The sequence below is a fragment of the Micrococcus sp. HMSC31B01 genome, assembly GCF_001816085.1.
Lineage (GTDB): Bacteria > Actinomycetota > Actinomycetes > Actinomycetales > Micrococcaceae > Micrococcus > Micrococcus luteus.
Genome location: NZ_KV824842.1, coordinates 1 through 3,376, shown reverse-complemented (window position 1 = coordinate 3,376; position 3,376 = coordinate 1). Strand labels below are relative to the sequence as shown.

At 75.4% G+C, this 3,376-nt stretch carries 4 protein-coding genes; 1 reads left to right on the top strand and 3 read right to left on the bottom strand.

Annotated features, from left to right (window positions below):
• Nucleotides 1–429 (bottom strand): DUF3806 domain-containing protein (locus HMPREF3105_RS00600; protein ID WP_070708526.1); only part of this gene is annotated, 429 nt, incomplete at its 3' end.
• Between the two features lie 262 nt (nucleotides 430–691).
• Between HMPREF3105_RS00600 and HMPREF3105_RS00595 the strand changes: the two genes are divergently transcribed.
• On the top strand, nucleotides 692–1,168 hold the full coding sequence (locus tag HMPREF3105_RS00595) for a low molecular weight protein-tyrosine-phosphatase (RefSeq protein WP_070708525.1): 477 nt from the start codon (nucleotides 692–694) through the stop codon (nucleotides 1,166–1,168).
• A 94-nt stretch (nucleotides 1,169–1,262) separates the two neighbouring features.
• Here the strand turns inward: HMPREF3105_RS00595 and HMPREF3105_RS00590 are convergent, their stop codons facing one another.
• On the bottom strand, nucleotides 1,263–2,213 hold the full coding sequence (locus HMPREF3105_RS00590; RefSeq protein ID WP_020625298.1) for a Rossmann-like and DUF2520 domain-containing protein: 951 nt from the start codon (nucleotides 2,211–2,213) through the stop codon (nucleotides 1,263–1,265).
• Nucleotides 2,210–3,376: PH domain-containing protein (locus HMPREF3105_RS00585; protein ID WP_070708524.1), on the bottom strand; the 1,167-nt coding region annotated here is incomplete at its 5' end. The genes HMPREF3105_RS00585 and HMPREF3105_RS00590, both read right to left, overlap by 4 nt.

Here is a 3,376-nt window from a genome sequence, read left to right as displayed (position 1 = left end):
GGCGTCGGCCCGGATCTGCTGGAGCTGTTCGCCGAGCCAGTCGACGTACCCGCCCATCCACTCCCCCGTGGCCTGGTGGTTCCAGCTCTGGCCGACCACCGGCTGCGGGAAGACGACGGCGTCCGAGAGGGTGTCCCGCAGCGCGAGGGCGGGCCCCTCCTCATCCGCGACCGTCACCCACTGCATGCCGTGGCGCGCACCCAGGTGCTCGCCGAGCAGCACCGCGACGACGTCCAGCAGCACCGCCAGCTCCTCGGGGTCCAGCTCCTCGGCCTCGGCCTGCGAGCGGGCCAGCACGGCGTCGTAGTACGCGGCGACCGCGTCCAGGTCCAGGTGGTCCACGCCCTCCTGCGCGGCGAAGTCGCGACGGACGCGCACCCACTCCCGCTCGGGCTCGGTCAGGGGGCTCATCTCGGGCTGGTCGGTCATGGCCTCCATCCTGCCAGGCGCGCCGGGCGCCACCGTCGCCGGAACAAACGGTGCCGGCCGCGCTTTCGTTCGAGAAGCGGCGGCGTGTCGCAGCGCTTTCGTTCGAGAAACGGCGAGGAACCGGGGGGACACACCGCCGGAGGCCTGCGATCCCCCAGCGGGAGCACTCGTGGACGCGCCCGATGTCGTGCCGCCAGCGACGAGGCGAGCGTGCGGGCCGTCGTCGTCCGCCGCCCCCGACCGGACTTGAGACACTGGCCCCATGCGCATCATGACCGTCTGCCTGGGGAACATCTGCCGCTCGCCCGCCGCCGAGGCCGTGCTGAACCGCAAGCTCGCGGAGGCCGGTCTCGACGACGTCGAGGTCACCTCCGCCGGCACGTCCGACGAGCACGTGGGCGCCCGGCCGCATCACCTCACCCGCGAGGTCGGCGGCGAACTGGGCTACGAGTTCCCGACGGTGGGGGTGCAGCTGTCCGCCGACCTCGTGGACGAGGCCGACCTGATCCTGGTGATGGACGAGGCCAACCTCGCCGACGCGCGGCGGCTCGCGACCACGGACGAGCAGCGGGACCGGATCCACCTGATGGGCGAGTTCGCGTCGGATGCGGACAGCGCCGGGGTGCGCGAGGTCCCCGATCCGTACGGGTGTCCGCGGCCGCAGTTCGAGGAGATGTACCGGCAGATCGAGGACGCAGCAGACGGCGTCGTCGCCGCGATCCGCGACGGCCGCCTCTGACGGCCGGGGCGCGGCCCCGGACCCGCCGTTTCCCGAACGAAAACGGCCCGGGACCCGCCGTTTCCCGAACGAAAGCGGGGGCGGCGGGGGTCGGTCAGTCGTCGTGGGGGTCGTCGGAGTCGTCGAGGACCTCGCGCAGCCGCGCCGCCGTGTCCGCGCGCAGGGCGCCGCGGGTCTCGGCGCGGTCGGTCGTCGCGCGGGCGAGGGTCTCCCACACGGCCCGCACGTCCGCCGACAGTCCCCCGGCCTCGAGCTCGCCGAGGGTCTCACGGTGGGTCCGCAGCGTGTCGACGTCGCCGCGGGCCACGGGGCCGGTGAGGGCGCCGTCGCCGTCGGTGAGCGCGTTCTCCAGCGCGGCGGTCATGAGCGAGCGCAGCACCCGCTCCGGGTCGGCCACCCCGATCGTCTCGAGGATCTGACGGGCCTGCGCCGTCAGCGTCACCAGGTGGTTCGACCCGTGGGACAGCGCCAGGTGGTAGGCCGCCCGGTCGGCCTCCTTCACGACCACGGGCTCGCCGCCCATCTCCACCACGAGCGCCTGGGCCACGGGCAGCACCACGGGGTCCGCGGTCACGCCGAACACGCAGTCCTGCAGCCGGGCGACGTCGAGGCTCAGCCCCGTGAACGTCATGGCCGGGTGGATCGCCAGGGGGATCGCCCCGTGCGCGCGCACCGGCTCCATCACCCCCACCCCGTAGCGGCCGGAGGTGTGCACGAGCAGGTGGCCGGTCTGCACGTGGCCCGCGGCGGCCAGGCCGGCCACGAGCTCGCCCAGCGCGTCGTCCGGGACGGCGAAGACGACCATCTCGGAGCGGCGCAGGATCTCGGGGATCTCCAGGACGGGCACGCCCGGCAGGAGCATCTCCGCGCGGTCCCGCGAGGCCTCGGAGACGGCGTGCACGCCCGTGATCGTGTGGCCCGCAGCCCGCAGCGCCGAGCCCAGCACGGCCCCCACTCGACCCGCGCTCACCACGCCGACGCCCAGCCGCCCGGGCCGCTGCGCCGGGTCATGCGGGTCCAGGCTCAGGTCGAGTCCGCCGGTCATCGCTCCTCCTCGCCGCGCACGGCGGGGACGTGCGCCCCGCTCTCCTCCCCGACGACGGCGCCGCCGACGACGCCGGCCCGGGCCAGTTCGCGGCGGCCCACCTCGGTGGCCGCGACCTCGCGCGTGCGCTGCTCGAAGCGGGCCAGCTCCTCGGGGCGCATCCACTGGTCGCGGTCGGCGAGGCGACGCGAGACGGCCGCGTGCCGGGCCTCCCGGGCGTACAGGTCCACGGCCACGTCCTCGTCGAGGTCGCGGACCACGGCGTTCGCCCCCGCGACCCACACGCGCACCGTGGCCAGGCCCAGGCGTCGCTGCACCGGGCCCTGCGCCAGCTCGGCCGCCTGCATGCGCTCGTGCTGGAGGGTCTGCAGCCGGCGGTTCAACCAGCCGCTGCGCACCACCAGCAGGGACCGCGTCGTCGTGAAGCCGGTCCGCCGCCAGGCGAACCAGTTGAACCACCACCTGCCGCGCCGCGGCACGTGCTGGAAGCCGCCCTCCGTGCCGGTGCCGTGCACGCCGAGGTGCATGAGCCCGGCGGGGGTCAGCCCCTGCGCGGCGCGCGGATCGCCGTCCAGGCCCGGGTCCGGGGCCACGACCGTGAGGACGCGGAGCACGTCCTCCCACGGGCCGACGGGCAGCGCGACGTCCCGGGCGCCGTCGGACTCCTGCAGGTACCCGGCCACCGCCATGTTCACCCGATACCAGCCGAAGGGCCGCCAGAACAGGGGCTGGGAGACGGTCACCCCCTGCACCCGCCCCGGCGGGACGGTCTGGTGGGTGGTCTCGGTGAGCCCGTGCCGCAGTCGCAGCCCGTCGGTGGAGCGGCGCACCTGGAAACCCCAGCCGGCGTTCAACCGGGACCACGCGACGCCGGCCACGGAGAACAGGGCGGGCAGGGACGCGGCCGCGCCGATCCCGGTCAGGGTCTCCCCCTCGTCCAGCACCGCCTCGGGCAGCAGCGCGACCACGAGGGCGAGACCGCCCAGCCAGATCAGGGACCCGGCCAGCACCCCCAGCACGCCTCCGGAGAGCAGGACGGAGCCGAGGAGCCGCCCCGCGGGCACCTGCAGCAGGAGTTCGCCGGCGTCCGCGTCCACGGCGTCGGGATCGGCGTCGGCGAGGCCGGGCTCGGCCGCGCGCTCCGGGGCGGACGCGTCCGCCCC